General features: G+C 68.8%; 15 protein-coding genes. 11 read left to right on the plus strand and 4 right to left on the minus strand.

Annotation, left to right across the window (positions count from 1 at the left end; genetic code table 11):
- Window positions 1-361, minus strand: a 361-nt coding sequence (locus tag FF096_RS25755; RefSeq protein ID WP_230462978.1) for an endo-1,4-beta-xylanase, incomplete at its 3' end; no start/stop codon positions are given.
- A 478-nt stretch (window positions 362-839) separates the two neighbouring features.
- Between FF096_RS25755 and FF096_RS25760 the strand changes: the two genes are divergently transcribed.
- The 5 genes from FF096_RS25760 (at window position 840) to FF096_RS25780 (ending at window position 6,537) form a co-directional block, all read left to right on the plus strand.
- Window positions 840-1,619, plus strand: a complete 780-nt coding sequence (locus FF096_RS25760) for a spermidine synthase (RefSeq protein ID WP_155222147.1) — start codon at window positions 840-842, stop codon at window positions 1,617-1,619.
- A gap of 66 nt (window positions 1,620-1,685) precedes the next feature.
- Entirely contained in the window at window positions 1,686-2,240 is a 555-nt protein-coding gene (locus tag FF096_RS25765; RefSeq protein ID WP_155222148.1) for a hypothetical protein, read from the plus strand.
- Window positions 2,241-2,267: 27 nt separating this feature from the next.
- The gene (locus tag FF096_RS25770) at window positions 2,268-4,070 is read left to right on the plus strand and encodes a glycoside hydrolase family 15 protein (protein ID WP_309223922.1); all 1,803 of its coding nucleotides are present in this window, start codon (window positions 2,268-2,270) and stop codon (window positions 4,068-4,070) included.
- A gap of 44 nt (window positions 4,071-4,114) precedes the next feature.
- Complete coding sequence (locus FF096_RS25775) at window positions 4,115-5,086, plus strand: PaaX family transcriptional regulator C-terminal domain-containing protein (RefSeq protein WP_309223923.1); 972 nt, start codon at window positions 4,115-4,117, stop codon at window positions 5,084-5,086.
- Window positions 5,087-5,319: 233 nt separating this feature from the next.
- On the plus strand, window positions 5,320-6,537 hold the full coding sequence (locus FF096_RS25780) for a cellulose binding domain-containing protein (protein WP_155222150.1): 1,218 nt from the start codon (window positions 5,320-5,322) through the stop codon (window positions 6,535-6,537).
- A gap of 125 nt (window positions 6,538-6,662) precedes the next feature.
- On the opposite strand, the gene FF096_RS25785 is transcribed toward FF096_RS25780, so the two are convergent.
- Window positions 6,663-7,328 carry a response regulator transcription factor gene (locus FF096_RS25785; RefSeq protein ID WP_309223924.1) on the minus strand — a complete coding sequence of 222 codons (666 nt, stop codon included), beginning with the start codon at window positions 7,326-7,328 and terminating at the stop codon, window positions 6,663-6,665.
- Complete coding sequence (locus FF096_RS25790) at window positions 7,325-8,500, minus strand: sensor histidine kinase (RefSeq protein ID WP_155222152.1); 1,176 nt, start codon at window positions 8,498-8,500, stop codon at window positions 7,325-7,327. The genes FF096_RS25785 and FF096_RS25790 overlap by 4 nt, the downstream gene beginning before the upstream one ends.
- A gap of 199 nt (window positions 8,501-8,699) precedes the next feature.
- Between FF096_RS25790 and FF096_RS25795 the strand changes: the two genes are divergently transcribed.
- From FF096_RS25795 to FF096_RS27405, 3 genes are all read left to right on the plus strand, one after another.
- Window positions 8,700-9,683, plus strand: coding sequence for an NAD(P)-dependent alcohol dehydrogenase (locus FF096_RS25795; RefSeq protein WP_155222153.1), 984 nt, complete (start codon window positions 8,700-8,702; stop codon window positions 9,681-9,683).
- A gap of 89 nt (window positions 9,684-9,772) precedes the next feature.
- On the plus strand, window positions 9,773-10,144 hold the full coding sequence (locus tag FF096_RS25800) for a helix-turn-helix transcriptional regulator (RefSeq protein WP_155222158.1): 372 nt from the start codon (window positions 9,773-9,775) through the stop codon (window positions 10,142-10,144).
- 333 nt (window positions 10,145-10,477) lie between these two features.
- A complete protein-coding gene (locus FF096_RS27405; RefSeq protein WP_155222154.1) occupies window positions 10,478-12,304 on the plus strand; it encodes a carbohydrate-binding domain-containing protein in 1,827 nt (608 codons plus the stop codon).
- 66 nt (window positions 12,305-12,370) lie between these two features.
- On the opposite strand, the gene FF096_RS25810 is transcribed toward FF096_RS27405, so the two are convergent.
- Window positions 12,371-14,260, minus strand: coding sequence for an alpha/beta hydrolase-fold protein (locus FF096_RS25810; protein WP_196222656.1), 1,890 nt, complete (start codon window positions 14,258-14,260; stop codon window positions 12,371-12,373).
- Window positions 14,261-14,776: 516 nt separating this feature from the next.
- Here FF096_RS25810 and FF096_RS25815 point away from each other — a divergent pair.
- From FF096_RS25815 to FF096_RS25825, 3 genes are all read left to right on the plus strand, one after another.
- On the plus strand, window positions 14,777-15,358 hold the full coding sequence (locus FF096_RS25815; protein WP_230462979.1) for a lytic polysaccharide monooxygenase: 582 nt from the start codon (window positions 14,777-14,779) through the stop codon (window positions 15,356-15,358).
- Window positions 15,359-15,480: 122 nt separating this feature from the next.
- Window positions 15,481-15,813, plus strand: coding sequence for a hypothetical protein (locus tag FF096_RS25820; protein WP_155222156.1), 333 nt, complete (start codon window positions 15,481-15,483; stop codon window positions 15,811-15,813).
- Window positions 15,814-16,352: 539 nt separating this feature from the next.
- A partial coding sequence (locus FF096_RS25825) for an RICIN domain-containing protein (protein WP_309223925.1) occupies window positions 16,353-17,002 on the plus strand: 650 nt, incomplete at its 3' end.

Genomic DNA, 17,002 nt, shown 5'->3' on the forward strand with positions numbered 1-17,002 from the left:
GGGTGTGCCCCCGGACCTTCCAGCCCCGGGAGAGAGCGTGGTTGACGATCCGGTCCGCGTTGCCGAACGTGAAGTTGCCCTGCTGCGGTTCGGTCGCGTCGATCTTCATTTCGTTCTCGGGCGTGACGCTGTTGAACTCGCGGTTCAGGATCGTCGTGTACGTGCCGTCGTTCAGCTTGTTCGCCGCAACCGCGGCGCCGAAGTACCGCCCGGACTGGTTCGCGGCCGCAGCGAGGGTCGACTCGGCGGCCTGGGCGAGAGTGGGCAGCATGGACACGGTGAGAACGGCAACTATCGCGCCGGTTCCGGAGGCGAAGAGCGCTCGGAGGCGACGTCTTGGGGGACGGGTTCGGGAGATCATGTGACCCTCCACATGGGGACGAGAATCTCGGTGGTTGTTTCGGAAAAGGGCTGACCGCCCGGAGGGCGGCAACCCACGAGGGTTGGCTCTGCCGACCCAGCCGGAAGCCCTGTCGGACCCGACGAGTCGGTTAGACCAGCTTGACCAGTAGGTGGAGGTGCGGTGTGTGAGCCGGTCGTCCGCCGGAAGACGGTTGCGGGCGGTGGGCTCCCAGGTGGTGAAGACGGTCAGCTGGCACGTGGGGGTAGGCTGATGGTCGAGTCAGGCGCCTCCAGGAGCTGAAAGAGCATGTTAGCGATCACATCGATCGATGCCTTTCAGGCTTGCAGAAGACTCCCGGGTTTTCAACGGTAGTTTCGGGCATCGACCGATAGTTTTTCGGTCGATGCTCGGTGTCATGGAACCCGCCACGCCCGGTGACGCGGGTCGCCGCGCCCACCTCGCTGGTCGGCGGCGCTGCCGACTAGCCTGCCTGCTCATGGATGCCGACGACCGCCTCGAACTGGCCGTCGACCCTGCCCGACCGAACGGGCGAACGCTGCTGGCCGGGGGCGTCGAGCAGTCGTACGTGGACATCGTCGATCCCACCTACCTGCACTTCGAGTACGTCCGGCGGATGGCCGCCGTCGTCGACCTCGCCGCGCCGGCCGGCGAGCCGCTGGACGTCCTGCATCTCGGCGGCGGCGCGCTGACGCTGCCGCGCTATGTCGCCGCGACCAGGCCCGGATCGGCGCAGCTCGTGGTGGAACGGGACCCGGCCGTGGTGGAGCTGGTGGAGCAGGCCCTCCCGCCACGACCGGACGGTGTCGAGATCGACGTCGCCGACGCCCGGGAGGCGGTCCGCGCCGCCCCCGCCGAGGCGTACGACCTGGTGCTCGCCGACATCTACCGGGCGGCCCGGATGCCGCCCCACGTGGCTGCCCTCGGCTTCGTGACCGAGGTCGCCCGGGTGCTGCGACCCGGCGGTCTCTACCTGGTCAACGTCGCCGACCTGCCGCCGCTGGTCACCACCCGGGTGCAGGCGGCCACCCTGCGGACGGTCTTCGCCGATGTGTGCGTCGTCGCCGACCGGAGGATGCTGCGTGGCCGGCGGTACGGCAACGTCGTGCTGGCCGCAGCACCCCGTCCGCAGCGACTACCGGTGGCACGACTGGTGGTGCGGGCACTACGTGATCCGGTGCCGGGTGGCGTGCTGCACGGGCCGGCGCTGGACACGTTCATCGCCGGTGCCCGGCCGGCCACCGACGCCGAGCACTGAACCCTAGTCCCGGCAGGACCGCCAGCAGCGGTGACTAGGGCGCGCGACTGCGGGTATCCGGTGGGCATGGCGCGGTACACGAAGCCTGAGCTGCGGGAACAGCTCAAGGAAGAGATCAAGGCGTCCGATCGGGGCGGCCGTCCGGGGCAGTGGTCCGCGCGTAAGTCGCAACTGCTCACCAAGGAGTACCAGAAGCGCGGTGGCGGCTATCAGGGGCCGAAGGACGAGCGCCAGAAGTCCCTACAGCAGTGGGGCGACCAGAAGTGGCGGACCCGCAAGGGTGGTACCCGGGCGCGACACGACGGAGAGACCGACCGCTACCTGCCTGACCAGGCATGGCGGCAGCTCTCCCCGGAACAGCGGCAGGCGACCGACGTCAAGAAGCGGAAGGCGTCGAAGTCCGGCAAGCAGTACGTCGCAAACACCGGCCCGGCCAAGCGTGCGCGCCGCAACGCCGTGGCGTCCGTGTCGCTGACGGACCTGCCGGTCGCCGAGGCGGTCCGCAGAGTCCGGGACCTCGACACCCGTCAGCTCCGGGCGGCACTACGCGCGGAGAGCGCGGGCAAGGACCGCAAGACCCTCATCCGCCGCCTGCGGTCGGCACTCGACCGCCGGGCGTAGGGATCACCAGCGCGGGTAGCCGTGGGCGTGGCTGCGATCTCCGACTATGCGCTGCTCGGTGACTGTCAGGGTGCGGCACTGGTCTCCTCGGACGGGTCCGTGGACTGGTGGTGTCCGCCCAGATTCGACGCGCCGAGCGTCTTCGCCCGGCTGCTCGGCACGGCCGGTGGCTACTGGACGATCCGGCCCTCCGGGCCGTACACGACCACCCGTCAGTACGTCGACGGGACGATGGTGCTGCGTACCGACTTCCACTCGCAGGACGGGGTGCTGCGGCTGACCGACGCCCTCAGCCTCGGTTTCGGAGAACGCGGCCATGGCATCGGCTTCACCTCCCCGCATGTACTGCTACGGCAGGTCGAGGTGGTCGCCGGCACGGTGGACGTGGTGGTCGAAATCGCGGCCCGCCCGGAATACGGGCTGATCACACCCACGGTCGCCGAAACGCCGGTGGGGATCGAGATATCCGGAGGTGCCGACCGGTTGGTGCTGACCAGCGATCGTGAGCTCACCCTCGACGGTCCGACGGTGACTGGACGGTTCGCTCTCGATCAGGGCGAGAGCGCGGTGTTCGCGCTGCACCACCGACGGTCCGCCGACCCGCAGATCGTTCCGTTGGACGGCCGCGCCGCACTACGCGAGACCATCGCCGGCTGGCAGTCCTGGGAACAGCTCCACCAGAGCTATCACGGGCCCTACCGGGCGCAGGTCCGCCGCAGTGCCCTGGTTCTGCAGGCCCTGACCTACCAACCGACCGGCGCGGTGATCGCGGCAGCCACCACCTCGCTGCCGGAGAAGGTCGGCGGTGTGGCGAACTGGGACTACCGGTTCGCCTGGCTCCGCGACGGCAGCTTCACCCTCAAGGCGCTGTGGGTCGCCGCCTGTCCAGACGAGGCACGCCGGTTCTTCGACTGGCTAGCCGCGTCAGTGGGGTCGGTGCACCCGGAGGAGCATCTGCCGATCATGTTCGGCGCCGGCGGTGAGCGTGACCTGACCGAGCACACCATGCCGCACCTGGAGGGCTATCGCGCCAGCCAACCGGTGCGGGTCGGCAACGACGCCTGGCGACAGAAGCAGCTCGACGTTCCCGGGGAGGTGCTTGAGTGCGCCTGGGTCCTGCGGGACCAGGTGACGGACCTGTCGCCCGCCGTCGCGGGTCTCCTGCGGTCCCTGGCGGACCGGGCCGCTGATACCTGGCGGCAGCCCGACGCCGGCGTCTGGGAAGGGCGCGATGGCGAACGGCACTACCTCACCTCGAAGATGATGTGCTGGGTGGCGCTGGACCGGGCAGTCAAGCTGGCGTCGGCGCTCGACGCCGCCGAGCAGGTCCCGCGATGGTCGAAGGCCCGCGACGAGCTCCGTGCGGCCATCCTCAACGAGGGTTGGCACGCGTCGAGCGAGGCTTTCACCGGCGCGTTCGGGTCCGACCATCTCGACGCCGGCGTGCTCGGAATGCCGCTCCTCGGGTTCCTGCCCGGTGACGACGACCGGGTCCTCGCCACCGTACGGGCCATCGAGCGTGACCTGAGCCGGGACGGTCTCGTGCAACGTTGGACGGGGTCGGGTGACGAGGGAGCCTTCGTTGCCTGCTCGTACTGGCTGGCCGAGGCGCTGGCCTTGGGTGGACAGCTCGATGCGGCCAAACAGATCTTCGACAGCGTCACTTCCCGGATGAACGACGTCGGCCTGTTGTCCGAGGAGATCGACCGTCGCGACGGCAGCCAGATCGGCAACTTCCCGCAGGCGCTGTCCCACATCGGCCTCATCAACGCGGCATGGGTCATCGATCAGGTTGAGACTGAGCGCCGCCCGTCGAGCAGGACGGCTTAGCGTCCGAGGCGGACCTGCGCCCGGTGGTGAGGCAGTCTGGTGAGGTGAACGCGCAGGAGCCCGCCGACGACGTCCGCATCCCCCGGGCCCAGGTCGGTTCCAGCCCGCAACATCTGCTGACGACCCTGCTCGGTGAGTATCTCGACTCCTCGGCGGCCGATCTGCCGTCGGCGGCGGTCATCGCGATCCTGCGCGAGTTCGGGATCAGTGAGTCCAGTGCTCGTGCGGCGTTGTCCCGGCTGGTCAAGCGGGGACTCATCGCGACGCGGGGTAACGAGCGCCCGCCGGTCTATCACCTCACCGCCCAGGCGATCGCCAAGCACCGCTCCCGGATGCAGCACTTCCTGAACTTCGGTGCCCGTTCGCCGCAGTGGACCGGCGACTGGGTGATGGCGTCCTTCTCCATTCCGAGTTCCGGGCAGGCGGCCCGGCATGCCGTACGCCGGTCGTTGAGCGCGTTGAGGTTCGTCGGTCTGTACGACAGCGTGTGGATCCGGCCGGGATCCGATACCTCGGTGGTCAAGAAGACCCTTGACGAGTTGCTGCATCGGGTCGAGAGCGCGCGGTGGTCGATCATGCGTGTCCGCTTCGATGAGGAGTCCGGACCCCACGGCCCGGCCGCCGCGTACGACCTGGACGCGCTCGCCGCCGACTACTCGGCCTTCATCGAGCGGTACGCCGGGCTGCGGGTGGCCGCCCGCAACGGCGAGGTGGACGCGGCCAGGGCGTTGGTTGCCCGGACCTCCGCCATGGACTCCTGGCGCAAGTTTCCGGACACGGATCCGGACCTGCCGCACCACCTGCTGCCGCAGCCGTGGCCCCGGCAGCAGGCCAGGGAGACATTCCTTGAGATCCACTCCACGCTCGGGGCGCTCGCGCAGTCGCGGCTGATCGAGGTGGCGACTCCGTACTGGCCGGACGCGGCCTCGTGGATCACGTACTTCCAGGCGTCGAACGATCCCTCCCGGCCCGAGCCGACCGGCGGAAAGCGTGGACGCTCGTCGATCACCGACTGACCACCGTGGATGGTCGAGTCGTCGGCCGAATCATTGACACTTTTCGTTGCGGGAGTGATAGTAACTGCACATAGCTCCCGCCGGACGTTTGTGGGGACCGTGGCCGGGCGGTCCACGCGCCCGCATCGGATCGACCTGTCGGCCAGCGCTGGCCACGTCGGTCAGGGCGCGGTTGAACAGACACCACCACCACCACCGCAGGGAGTGCCGTCCCGACATCCGCTGGAGGGTGAATGAGTAGGAGAGCGAAGGTCTGCGCGGGACTGGTGGCCGCGATCGTCCCGGCCACCGCCGTGATCGTGGCGCTCGGCGCGACCCCCGCCGGTGCCGCGATCGGCGGATCCGGTCCCTACCCCGCCGACTACGAGACCTCGGCCAGCCTGGCCAACCACACCATCTTCCGACCAGAGACCCTTCCGGCCGAGCGCCTACCCATCCTCGTCTGGGGTAACGGCGGTTGCTCGGCCAACGGCCTGTCGCAGGGCAACTTCCTCCGGGAGATCGCCTCGCACGGCTTCCTCGCCATCGCCAACGGGGCCCCGAACGGCTCCGGCTCCACCAACGCCCAGATGCTCACCCAGTCCATCGACTGGGCTGTCGCGGAGAACTCCCGGCAGGGCAGTAAGTACTACGGCAAACTCGACACGTCCAAGATCGCCGTCGCCGGCTTCTCCTGCGGCGGGTTGGAGGCGTACGCGGTCTCCAACGATCCACGCGTCACCACGACCGGCATCTTCAGCAGCGGTCTGTTGAACGACGCCGACGACTACCAGCTCCACCGGCTGACCAAGCCGATCGCCTACTTCATCGGCGGGCCCAGCGACATCGCCTACCCGAACGCCATGGACGACTGGGGCAAGCTGCCGGCCGGGCTGCCAGCTTTCATGGGCAACCTCAACGTCGGGCACGGCGGCACCTACGACCAGCCCAACGGCGGCGAGTTCGGTCGCGTGGCGGTGCTCTACCTCAAGTGGCGGCTCAAGGGCGACATCGCCGCCGGGACCACCTTCGTCGGCCCTGACTGTGGCCTGTGCCGCACCCAGTGGAGCGTCCAGCAGAAGAACCTGACGCTCGACGGCGACCCGCCGCCCACTACTCCACCGCCCACCACGCCGCCACCCACCACTCCGCCGCCGACGACGCCGCCGCCCGGCAACGGAGGCTGTACCGCGACCTACACGGTGCAGGACCAGTGGAACGAGGGCTTCGTCGCCAACGTCAATGTCACCGCCGGAAGCAACTCGCTCACCGGCTGGCGGGTGACCCTCAACCTGCCGAGCGGAGCGTCGGTCAGCTCGATGTGGAACGGCGTCGCCAGCGGCACCAGCGGCACCATCACCGTCGTCAACCAGAGCTACAACGGGCAACTGGGGGCCGGGCAGACCACCAACTTCGGATTCCAGGGCGCCGGAAACGGCAGCGGAGCCACCGTTTCCTGCACCGGAAGCTGAACCTGATCGGAGCCGGGCACCTCGGCGGGTCGGCGCGCCACGCGCCGGCCCGCCGACGGCGCGCGCCGTGCCCGCCGCCCGCCGGGTGACGGACCGCCGGCTCCGCTCGTCGGTCGCGTCCGATTTCAGGGCAGCCAGCCGGGGCGGACCAGGCCGGCCTCGTACGCGAACACCACCAACTGGGCGCGATCGCGGGCACCGAGCTTGATCATCGCCCGGGACACGTGCGTTTTGGCCGTGGCCGGACTGACCACCAGCCGCGCGGCGATCTCGTCGTTGGACAGCCCGGTGCCGACCAGGGCGACCACCTCGCGTTCCCGCTCGGTCAACTCGGCCAGCCGTGCGGGTGCGGCAGGTCTGGCGGTGTTGGCGGCGAACTGCTCTATCACCCGCCGGGTGACACTCGGCGACAGCAGCCCGTCTCCGGCGGCCACCACCCGTACGCCCTGGAGCAACTCGGCCGGTTGGGTGTTCTTCACCAGGAACCCGGCGGCACCGGCGCGCAGCGCCTCGCCGACGTACTCGTCCAGCTCGAAGGTGGTGAGCACGACGATCCGTACCCCGGCCAGCTCCGGATCGGCGGCGATCTGCCGGGTGGCGGCCAGCCCGTCGACGCCGGGCATCCGGATGTCCATCAGGACCACGTCCGGAACGGTCTGCCGGGCCAGCCGGACGGCCTGCGCGCCGTCACCGGCCTCGCCGACGACGGTGATGTCCGGCTCGGCATCCAGTAACGCGCGAAATCCGGCCCGGACCAACACCTGATCGTCGACGAGCAGTACCCGGATCACGATGTCGCCTCCCGCGTCTGGTCGCCGCCCAACGGCAGGACGGCCCGCACCCGCCAGCCGCCGCTGCCGTCCGGTGCCGGGCCGGTGGTCAGCTCACCACCCAGTGCCGCAGCGCGCTCCCGCATCCCGGTGATGCCGTTGCCGGCGCGAGTCGGCCGCGGATGCCGTACGCCGCCACCATCGTCGTCGATCTCGACCACCAGTGCCTCCGGCTGGTACCGGATGGTGACGCTGGCGGCGGCACCCGGTCCGGCGTGTCGGCGGATGTTGGTCAGCGCCTCCTGCACGATCCGGTACGCGGCCCGGTCCACGGCGGCGGGCAGCGGCCGGGCCGGGCCGTCGACCACGGTCCGGGTCGGCAGCGCGGCGGCCTCGGTCAGTTCGGCGAGTCGTTTCAGCCCGGGGGTGGGTGCTCGCGGCGCGGCCTCGCCGGTCGGGTAGAGAGTGTTGAGCACCGTCTGGACCTCCCGCAGCGCCTCCGCACTGGACTGCGCGATCGCGTCGAGTGCCGCCCGCGCCTGCTCCGGGTCGCGGTCCATCAGGTGCAGCCCGACGCCGGCCCGCACGTTGATCAACGATAGGTGGTGACCGAGCACGTCATGCAGCTCGGCGGCGATCAGCAGCCGTTGCTCGCTGGCTCGACGGCGCTGCCGCTCCTCGGACAGTCGGCGTCGCTCCGCCGCGGCGTCGTGGATCCTACCGGCGATCAAGGCACCGACCTCGGTGACCAGGACGGCACCGACCACGAGCGCCAGCGCCACCAGCGCCTGGCGCGCCGTCGCGTCGCTGACCACCACCCAACCGGCGTACGCCCCGGCGGCCGTCGTCACCACCAGCCACCGGTGACCGGCGGCGATGACCGCCGCAGCGGCGATCATCGGTGCCGGCAACGTCACCCCGACCGGCCGGTCCAGCAGGTGGTACGCCAGGGTCGCGGCGACCACGATCAGGAAGTTCCGTCGCGGAGAACGGTGCCGGTCGGCCAGTGCCAACCCGCTGAACACGAGCAGCGCGTACCCGATGAAGCCGACGCCGGTGTGCTGCCAGCCGGCGATGACGGCCGTGCCGACCGGCTGACCGAGCGCGGTGAGCACCGCCAGGCCGGGGCCGGGCTGCGATGTCGCCCGTTCGCTGGTCGATGCCGGTCCGGCATCGGGGCTCGACCCGCTCATGCCGGCACTGTAGGCCGGTCGACGTCGATCGTGGCACCCCGGACGGAGGCGATTCGGCGTACGCCTGGTGGCGTAGCCGGGCCGTCGCGCTGCCGCCTGGGGAGTAGTGGCGGTGCCGCCGCCGTGCCGACGCCTCCACCGGGTCCCGGCCGACATGCTCGGTCGCAGCGCATCGACATCCGACGGCGAGGAGAATCCGATGAAGGCGATCGTGCAGCACCGGTACGGGCCCCCTGACGTGCTGCGGCTGCGTGAGGTCGACACCCCGACACCCGGCGACGACGAGGTGCTGGTCCGGGTGAGGGCGAGTTCGGTCAACGCGTACGACTGGCACGCCGTGCGCGGTGACCCGTACCTGGCCCGGCTGTCGTTCGGGCTCCGTCGGCCCGCTGCGATGGTCCGGGGCCAGGACTTCGCCGGCCAGGTCGAAGCGGTCGGCCGCGCGGTGACCCGGTTCAGCCCCGGTGACGAGGTGTACGGCGAGGCCGGTCCGGCTGGTGGCGCGTTCGCCGAGTACCTCTGCGTGGCCGAGAACCTGGTCGAGATGAAACCGGCGAACCTGAGCTTCGAGCAGGCCGCCGCCGTCCCGCTGGCCGGTACCACCGCCCTGGTCTGCCTGCGCGACGCCGCCGGACTCCGGGCCGGGCAGCACGTCCTGATCAACGGGGCGTCCGGCGGGGTCGGCACCTTCGCCGTCCAGTTGGCCAAGGCGTACGGCGCGCAGGTGACCGCGGTGTGCCGGACCCGCAACGTCGACCTGGTCCGTTCCCTCGGCGCCGATCATGTCGTCGACTACACCAGGGAGGACTTCACCCGCACCGGCTGCCGCTATGAGGTGCTGCTCGATCTGGTCGGCAACCGGTCGTTGAGCGATCTTCGACGGGTCCTCACCCCGGACGGGTCGCTCCTGTTGTCCGGGGGAGGCGTGTTCAGCGGCGGCAGCGTCTTCGGGCCGATGGGCCTGTTGCTCCGCGGACCGATCGTGGCGCGTTTCGTCAGGCACCGCATCGTCGCGCCGTCCGCGAGGGCGGGCCGGGGGCACCTCGTCACGCTGCGGGAGATGGCTGAGTCCGGCAGGCTCACGCCGGTCATCGACCGGACCTACCGACTGGGCGAGGTGCCGGAGGCGATCCGGTACGTCGAGACCGAGCACGCCCGCGCCAAGGTCGTGGTCACCGTGTGAGCGCATCCATCGCCACCGGCGCGGACGGTCGCACAATTCACGGTGATACAGGACTCGTTTCACCGCCGAACGGCGATGATGCTGCAACGATGCAAGATGTGGGAACCGTGAAGACTACGACGCCGGCCATTTCGCCCCTCTCCGGCGAGCCGATCAAGCCCGCGGATGCGGAGCGGCTCGCGGGGGTGCTGAAGGCATTCGCCGACCCGGCTCGGTTGCGACTGCTCAGTCTGATCCAGTCGTCTCCCGACGGGGAGGCTTCGGTGAGTGACCTCACCGCTCCGCTCGGGCTCTCGCAGCCGACCGTGAGCCATCACCTGCGCATCCTCACCGAGGCTGGCCTGCTCGAGCGGGACAAGCGCGGTGTGTGGGCGTACTACCGGCTGGTGCCGTCCGCCATTGCCGCGATTGCCGACTTGTTGACGCCGCCGCGTAAGAGGGCCGCGAAGAGGAGTCGCTGAGCGATATCGGCGAGAGCCGCGATTCCCGTCGATCATCGATTGTCCCGGTGGCATCGGTACGACAGGAGTTTCGGTCGCATGCCGTTTCATAGCTGATCACGTCACCCGATCCGGCGAGTAGCCGTTCGGATAGCGAACCCGACTTCATCGAGCGATGGCTGCCTACTCGGCCATCGCTCGACGTGTTTGCGCTCGTCATCGGGAGGGCGTTGCCACAATGTGGACGATTCTCCCAAGCCCCATTGACCTTCATCTATAGTCGCCGATGTGTTCAGGCGCGCGTTCCGTCCATCGCGCGCGTTCCGTCCAACCCACCGGAGTCAGGACAGAGCCATGAAACGCATCCCGCTGAGAGCCATTCTCCCCACCGGGCTCGCGGTCGCACTGATCGTCGGTCCGCTGGGGGCACCAGCCACCGCAGAGGCGACGGTACCCATCACACTGACCGGCGCAAGTGCGACCAGTCCCAGCGCCGACGTCAACATCGCCGGGCGCGCCGTGACGATCACCGCGCCAGGCACGTACGAGATCAGCGGCACCCTCAACGACGGTTACGTCAACGTCGACACCGCTGCCTCAGGCGAGGTGAACCTGATCCTCAATGGTGCCACCATCTCCAACTCGACCAATGCGCCCTTGCAGGTCAGCGACGCCGACGAGGTGGTGATCACGCTCGCCGCCGGCACCACCAGCCGACTCTCCGACGCGACGAACTACGTCTACCCGGACCCGAGCACCGACGAGCCGGACGCCGCCCTGTTCAGCAAGTCGGACCTGCGGATCAACGGATCCGGCGCGTTGGTCGTGCGAGGCAACGCGTACGACGGCATCGTCAGCAAGGACGGCCTGGTCATCGAGTCGGGCACGATCACGGTGAATGCCGTGGACGACGGCATCCGGGGCAAGGACTTTCTCGACATCAACGGCGGCACCATCGACGTGACCGCTGGCGGCGACGGCATCAAGTCCACCGACAGCGATGTCGACCGGGGACGGCTCACCATCACCAACGGCTCCGTCCGGGTGAACGCGGGTGACGACGCGATCAAGGGTGAGAACACCGTCACCATCTCCGGCGGCACCGTCACTGTCACCAACTCCTACGAGGGGATCGAGAGCCGGCAGATCACCATCAGCGGCGGCACCGTCGACGTCACCGCCAGCGACGACGCGATCAACGCCGTCGAGGACGGGTACGGCGACTTCGACGTGGCGCCGAACGCGTTCATCCGGTTCACCGGCGGGACCACCCTGGTCAACTCCAGCATCGACGGCATCGACTCCAACGGCACGGTGACCTTCGCCGGCGGAACGGTCGTGGTCAGTGGGCCGAGCACCGGCAGCCCCGGTGAGGGCGCGATCGACTCGAACGGCCCGGTGTACTTCAACGGCGGCACGGTCCTCGGAGCGGGATCGACCTCGATGGCGGTGCTGAGCCTGCCGCCGACCACCGGTCAGGGTTGGGTCGCTCCGCAACTGTCCAGTGGCCAACCGGCCGGCACCCTGCTCCACCTGGTCTCCGGCGGTCAGGTGCTGGTCTCCTACCGAGCCCCCAAGAACTTCCGGGAGGTGGTCTTCTCCTCGAACCGGATCCAGCACGGGCAGACCTACGAGGTCTACCTGGGAGGCAGCCTCACCGGCACGACCATCGGCGGCATGGCCACCACCGGCGGCAGCATCGCGGGTGCCACCCGGCTGATGACCGTCGTCGCTGGGGAGTACCGTGGCGGTCTGGTCGGCTGGCCGCCCGGCGGTCCGGGTTGGCCGCCCGGCGGCCCTGGATGGCCGCCGAGCCCCACCACCCCGCCGCCGAACCCCACCACGCCCCCGCCGAACCCGACGACTCCGCCGCCCGGAGCGGGTGGCTGCACGGCGACCTACAGCGTCGTCAACGAGTGGCAGGGCGGGTTCCAGGGTGAGGTACGGGTCAGCGCTGGCTCGTCCCCGATCAGCGGTTGGCGGGTGACCTGGACCTTCGCCAACGGCCAGACGATCAGCCAGTCGTGGAACGCGACCATCACCGCCAGCGGTTCGACGGTGACGGCGACGAACGTCTCCTTCAACGGTTCCCTCGGTGCCGGAGCCAGCACCACCTTCGGATTCCTCGGCAACTGGAACGGCAGCAACGCCGTCCCGACGCTGACCTGCACCGCGACCTGATCGGATTTTCGTCAACCGAGCGGGAGCCCGACACCGGTCGGTGTCGGGCTCCCGGCGGTCGGCTGCTTAGCGGACCCGTAGCTGCTGGTGGACGGCGGCGGTGGGCGCGTAGTCCCGGTCACCGGAGTAGGCGACGTGGACCGGATACCCTCCGGTCGCCAGCCCGGCGGTCGGCAGGCTGACGACCGCCTCGCCGCCGGCCAGCGGAACCACTCGCGTGGTGCCGCCGAAGGTGACGGCGATCTCGCCGGTCACCGTCGGTGCCTTCTTGTGCTGGGTCTGCGCCCGCAGATCGACGTGCAACTCGAAGGTGCCACCCTGGACGATCGACGCCGGTGTGGCCTTGGCCTTGACCACGGTCCTGGCCGTGCCCGGGGGTGCCAGGGTGACCTGGGCCGAGCTCGCCTTGGTCGGGTCGACCACGGACGTGGCCACGACGGTGAGCGACGACGCGGTCTCGTCGGCGGCCACCGAGAGCAGGCCGTCCGCAGAGATGGTGGTGTCCGCCGAGGACGCGCCCTGGACCGACCACGTCACCGCGGGGCTCACCCCCTCGTTGGTGGTCACCGTGGCGTTGAACTGCCTGACCCAGTTCCAGCCCTGCGTCAGGTTGTCGGTGGCGGGCGTCACCGTCACGGTGTCGACTCCCGACCACAGGTGGTCCCGGGCGAAGATCGTGAACAGCTGGCTCGCCGTCATCCCGTCGTGCGCGCCGGGAACCTGGGTGGTCGCGGCGTCGTACCCCCGAGCCCTGAAGTTGTCCGCGATGGCGTTCTGGGCGTTGAGGTTGCCCTCGAACACACCGTTGCCGAGGAACACGAAGAGGTTGTTCTCCCCGACCGCCGCCGCGACGTTGTCGTAGTCCTGGGCAGTCAGCGACGGGTTACCGGAGAAGTGTCCGTAGAACGCGAAGGTGGTGGGGTAGCCCCTGATGACGTGGGCACCGGTCATTCCGCCGTAGGAGAACCCGGCGTAGGCGCGACCATCCCGCTCGGTCGAGACGTTGTACCTCTCCTCGATGAGCGGAAGGATCGTCTGGACCAGGTTGTTGGCGGCGTTGGTCTGGTTGTACGAGCCGAAGCCGAGGCTGGTGCCGGTGAAGTGGTTCCCCATGGTGACCACCACGGTCGGCTCGATCTCACCCTTGGCGATCATGTTGTCCAGGATGTTGGGGACGTTCGCCGGGACCATGAAGTCGGTCTCGTCGCCGAAGATGCCGTGGGCGAGGTACGCCACCTTGTACGGCTGTTCGCGCTCGGCGTCATAGCCGGCCGGCAGATAGACCCCGAGGTAGTGGCCACTGTCGCCGAGGATCGTGGTGTACGGGATGTAGGTGACGGTGCCCCGCTTCTCGGGATCCGCGATCGGGAGTTCGTACTCCGCACGTTCCTTGAGCACCGGATCGTTCTGCTTCTCGTCGTACGGCACGTACACGGCATCGAGCACGTCGTTGTTCCTGACCCGGAACGACGACTCGCCGGGCGGCCGGGGGTTCGTCGAGGCGGGATCCCAGATCCGCTTGTTCTCCCAGCCCTGGGTGGGGTCCCACACCCGGTACCAGTAGCTGATGCTCCCGGCGTGCAGCGGGAGTGAGACCGACCAGTACCCCTCCGAGTCCTTCGTCATGTCCCTGGTGAACTCGGTACCTCCCGCGTGGTACCGGCCCGGCTGCCACTCTTCTGGCTGGTACCGGGTGTTGCCGGTGGCGAGGTCGAGCAGGGTCAGGTCACCGGCGAGGCGGACCTGTGTCGCGTTGGGGTTGTGGTAGACGAACGTGACGGTGTAACCGGTCGGTGAGCCACGATCCGCCTTGACGGTCGCACCCGCCACGATCCCGTGCGCGTCGGCGACTGCGGCTGGCGGGGCGATGGTGGCGCTGGCACCCGCGCCGAGGGACATGATCGTGAGTAACGAGATCGCGCGGCTGAGCCTGCGCTTCCCGATCGTTCTTCTCATCTGGGGTACTCCTCTGTGGTCTCGCGGGGCGCACGGGGGATCCGGTCCGACCCGGACGCGACGAACCTCCTTCCGTCCACGCTTCGCGGTGTCCGTCGTGGACGGCTGGCCGGTGAAGTGGAAGCTAAATCGAATTAGCAGGCGTAGTGTGTCCTGGCTCACCCTTGGTGTCAAGGGTGTCGTGGATCGGCGACGGGTCCGCCTGGTCGCGGAGTCCGGAGTCGGCCGACTGTCGATCGAGGGCGCGTGTTCGGGTTCGCGGGGTGGTCCGGGCGGTGGCGGCATGCCGATCAAGAAACGACGATCGAAGTAAAGTTCGACAACTGATATCAATAGACGATCATTGATACATAATCCGATTGGTGTGATACTGCTGGAAGCGCTCCCAAACTCGTCCCGGTGAGCGTTTTCAGAAATGGAGGATGCACCGTGCGATCACACCATCCCCACCGATCCGGCCGGCGATCCCGGCCAGCCCTCCGGGCGCTGATCCTGGCGCTGACCATGGTGGTTGGCATGCTGCCCTGGGCGGGCGCTGCCCAGGCCCACGGCACCGTCATCAACCCTGCCACCCGCGCTTACCAGTGCTGGCAGAACTGGGGCCACCGGCACATGGACCCGGCGATGCAAACGCAGGATCCGATGTGCTATCGGGCCTTCCAGGCCAACCCCGACACCATGTGGAACTGGATGAGCCAACTGCGGGACGGCCTTGGCGGGCAGTACCAGGCCCGCACGCCGGACGGGCAGCTCTGCAGCAACGCCCTTTCCAGGAACGACGCCCTGAACCAGCCGGGGGCCTGGAAGGCGACCACCGTGAGCCGCAACTTCACGCTCCAGTTCTACGACCAGGCCAGCCACGGCGCTGACTTCTTCCGGGTCTACCTGACCCGGCAAGGGTTCAACGTCAACAACCAGCGCGTCGGCTGGGGCAACATCGACCTGATCACGCAGACCGGCCGGTACGCCCCGACGCAGAACATCTCGTTCAACGTCTCGACCTCCGGGCGCTCCGGACACCACGTCCTCTTCGTGATCTGGAAGGCGTCGCACATGGACCAGACCTACATGTGGTGCAGCGACATCAACATCGTCTGATCCAGCGGCCGGCTGCGGTTCGGCTCCGGCCCGGGCTGGTCTGCCGGGTCGGAGTCGACGCGTCCGAGGACGGGCCTGGCTTGAGCCCGACCTCCTCGTCGCCGCGAGGTAGCCTCTGGTGGGTGCGGATCATCGCGTTCCTGGTCATCCTCGTCGTCGTGCTGGCCGCCGTCCTGCTGGTGTCCGTGGCGGTGACGGGCGGGGCTCGGCGTCGACGTCATGCGGCGCAGATGTCCGCCCGCTGGGTGGTGCGCCACTACTCCATACCCGGCCGTGGACACACCGTCGTCGGTGTCACCCTGATCGACGCGGACGGGCGGATGCACGGTGAACACGTGGTCGCCCGCATCCCGGACGATGCTCCGGACTGGCAGCGCGATTTCCTGGCGGCCCGTCAGGAGGCCGAGGAGCGAGCCTTCCACCTCAACAGTGACCGGCCGTCGATCGAGGGCTGACGGTTCCCGTCGTCGAGATCCCGGCTCCGGTGGTGCGCGGACCCGGTTGACCGCCGCTGCCGCCGCAGCTGCGCCGTCGAGGGCCGACGGTCACCGGCCTGGCCACGGCGGGCGTACCTCTCGCATGGGGCGGCATCGATGTTAACGCCATCATTGGGCGGTCCGTGGCTGCTCGTCCGGAAAGCCCGGCCTGCGGGGTGAGCGGGTTTGACGGGGTGGTCGCATCGCCCGGGTGACCGGGACATCTGTCGGATAAATCCGGCACGTCCCAGTCTCGTGATTCCGAGACATTACGTCTTGACGAACGGCATGTTATCGCCCACAGTCGATGGTCAAGGACGACGATGCCTACGGCTTACCGGGCGAGCCTGCTTCGTCGAGCCGGTGGACCAGGCGTGCGCGGGGACATGCGGACATCCATGTTAACGCTAACAGAAGCGAGCGGGTAACTCGACGACTCCGCTGTCCTCGGGGTAGGCCGGTCGAGTCTCGGTCATTGAAGGAGGAACATGTCTGCCTTTGGTAGGTCGCCATCTCTCATGCCGCCCGCGCGGCCACGTAGATGGCTGCTGCGAGTCGCCGCCGCCGGTGTGACGGCGGTGGTGGCCGGTAGCGCAGCCGCCGTGGCGGTGTCGACACCCGCAGCGGCGGCCACGGTCGACACGAACGCGTGGTACGTGCTGGTCAACCGCAACAGCGGCAAGGTCCTGGACGTTTACAACCTGGCCACGAACGACGGTGCGCGGATCACCCAGTGGTCACGCAACAACGGCAACCAGCAGCAGTGGCAGTTCGTGGACTCCGGTGGTGGCTATTACCGGCTGAAGTCGCGCCTGTCCAACAAGGTGCTGGACGTCTACAACTGGTCGACCGCCAACGGTGCCAGCATCGTGCAGTGGTCCGACCACAACGGGGCGAACCAGCAGTTCCGGCTGGCCGACTCCGCCGGCGGCTACGTCCGGTTCATCAACCGGAACAGCAACAAGGTGCTGGAGGTGCAGGGCGCTTCGACCGCCGACGGCGGCAACATCGTGCAGTACGACGACTGGAACGGCGCGAACCAGCAGTGGCAGCTCGTCCGGGTCGACGGCCAGAACCCGCCCCCCACTACTCCGCCGCCTGGTGGTACGTGTGATCTGCCGTCGTCGTATCGGTGGTCGTCGTCGGGTGCGTTGGCGCAGCCTCGGTC

This window comes from Micromonospora sp. CP22, from assembly GCF_009712475.1.
GTDB lineage: Bacteria > Actinomycetota > Actinomycetes > Mycobacteriales > Micromonosporaceae > Micromonospora.

Excerpts from the sequence above, each read along its gene's own strand:
- FF096_RS25760 (WP_155222147.1), top strand. The coding sequence starts at position 840 with ATGGATGCCGACGACCGCCTCGAACTGGCCGTCGACCCTGCCCGACCG.
- FF096_RS25765 (WP_155222148.1), top strand. The coding sequence starts at position 1,686 with ATGGCGCGGTACACGAAGCCTGAGCTGCGGGAACAGCTCAAGGAAGAG.
- FF096_RS25780 (WP_155222150.1), top strand. The coding sequence starts at position 5,320 with ATGAGTAGGAGAGCGAAGGTCTGCGCGGGACTGGTGGCCGCGATCGTC.
- FF096_RS25790 (WP_155222152.1), bottom strand. The coding sequence starts at position 8,500 with ATGAGCGGGTCGAGCCCCGATGCCGGACCGGCATCGACCAGCGAACGG.
- FF096_RS25795 (WP_155222153.1), top strand. The coding sequence starts at position 8,700 with ATGAAGGCGATCGTGCAGCACCGGTACGGGCCCCCTGACGTGCTGCGG.
- FF096_RS25800 (WP_155222158.1), top strand. The coding sequence starts at position 9,773 with ATGCAAGATGTGGGAACCGTGAAGACTACGACGCCGGCCATTTCGCCC.
- FF096_RS27405 (WP_155222154.1), top strand. The coding sequence starts at position 10,478 with ATGAAACGCATCCCGCTGAGAGCCATTCTCCCCACCGGGCTCGCGGTC.
- FF096_RS25810 (WP_196222656.1), bottom strand. The coding sequence starts at position 14,260 with ATGAGAAGAACGATCGGGAAGCGCAGGCTCAGCCGCGCGATCTCGTTA.
- FF096_RS25815 (WP_230462979.1), top strand. The coding sequence starts at position 14,777 with ATGCTGCCCTGGGCGGGCGCTGCCCAGGCCCACGGCACCGTCATCAAC.